Annotated in this window: 2 protein-coding genes; both read right to left on the minus strand. The window is 64.2% G+C overall.

Annotation, left to right across the window (positions count from 1 at the left end; translation table 11 throughout):
• Nucleotides 1–107: 107 nt before the first annotated feature.
• Nucleotides 108–479, minus strand: coding sequence for a hypothetical protein (locus YU3_RS0133945; RefSeq protein WP_027170308.1), 372 nt, complete (start codon nt 477–479; stop codon nt 108–110).
• 333 nt (nt 480–812) lie between these two features.
• Entirely contained in the window at nt 813–1,160 is a 348-nt protein-coding gene (locus YU3_RS0133950) for a hypothetical protein (protein ID WP_027170309.1), read from the minus strand.
• Nucleotides 1,161–1,261: the final 101 nt, after the last annotated feature.

Raw genomic sequence — 1,261 nt, forward strand, 5'->3', positions numbered from 1 at the left:
CGAGTTCGCAAATGCAACTTGACACCTCAGATAGTCGCTCATCCGTCTCGGCGCTACGCGCCGATCCACCTTCTCCCACAAGGGGAGAAGGGGAAGAGGCGCGGCGCTCACTCCGTCAGGTCGATCTCCTCGGTCTGGCCGCCGCTGCAGGTGTAGCAGCAGTCGTCGCAGGTTTCCTTGTTGTTGGGGCCGACGCCCCAATAGGTTTCCTCGTCGCCGTCGACCCAGGCGCCGTAGCAGATCTTCTCGCCCTCGTTGCAGGAGATCGGCAGCTGCTTGGTCTCGCCGTCGTCGAGATAGAAATCCTTGCCCTCGCCCGGCCAGACATAATCGCGGTCCTGGCTGTAGAGCTCGACGCGCATGGCGTTGGGGTGGTTGTTCTTGATCTGGAAGGTGACATCGCCGGCATGGGCGGCGGACGAGAAGATGACGGCAAGAGAGAGCGCGGCGGCCGCGCGGCGCGCGAAAGTGGCAGACATGGAAAAACCCCCGATAGAGAATCGGCCCCCACGGCCGATCGCGGAATTCATCGCATAGTGCGGGGAGCCGCTAAAGAGGTGGCTGTGAAATCCCCTGACTGAATTTGGGGGTGTTGGCGACTGCGCCGGCGACAGCTGATCTCCCCCCTTGTGGGGGAGATGGCGGCAGGCCAGAGGGGGGCGCTGTCCCGCCGACCTCTCAATCCTGCAGATCAACCTTGGATTGGTTTTCGCCCATTCGACAAACGTGAAGGTTGGCGATCCTTCGCGCCCCCCTCTGCCCTGCCGGGCATCTCCCCCACAAGGGGGGAGATCAGCAGCTTCGACGCCCCGCTACTCCGCCAAATCCACCGTCTCGGTCGAGTGCTCGGTGCAGATGAAGCAGCAGGTGTTGCAGGGCTGGTCGTTGTCGGGGCCGACGCCGGCGGTGACGCTGTCGTCGCCGTTCACCCAGGCGCCCCAGCAGATATGCTCGCCCGGCTCGCAGGAGATCGGCACGGATTTCTTTGCTTTCGGCCGGATGAAGAACACCTTGTCGTCGCCCGGCCAGACTTTTTGGCTGTCGCGGCTGAACAGCTCCACCGCGACGCCGTCCGAGCGCTGGTTGCGCACGAAGACGGACATGTCGGCGGCGAAGGCCGGAGTGGTGAGGAGGAGGAAGGCGAGCAGAGCGCGAATCATGGTGAGGTCCCCGAGGGGCAGTAGAGCACGGGTGGGCAAGCCGCGCGACCTCCCCCTTCTCCCCTTGTGGGAGAAGGTGGATCGGCGCGTTAGCGCCGAGA

This window comes from Mesorhizobium sp. WSM3224 (genome assembly GCF_000427725.1).
GTDB lineage: Bacteria > Pseudomonadota > Alphaproteobacteria > Rhizobiales > Rhizobiaceae > Mesorhizobium.

Coding starts and splice junctions, on each gene's coding strand:
- YU3_RS0133945 (WP_027170308.1), bottom strand. CDS start 479: ATGTCTGCCACTTTCGCGCGCCGCGCGGCCGCCGCGCTCTCTCTTGCC.
- YU3_RS0133950 (WP_027170309.1), bottom strand. CDS start 1,160: ATGATTCGCGCTCTGCTCGCCTTCCTCCTCCTCACCACTCCGGCCTTC.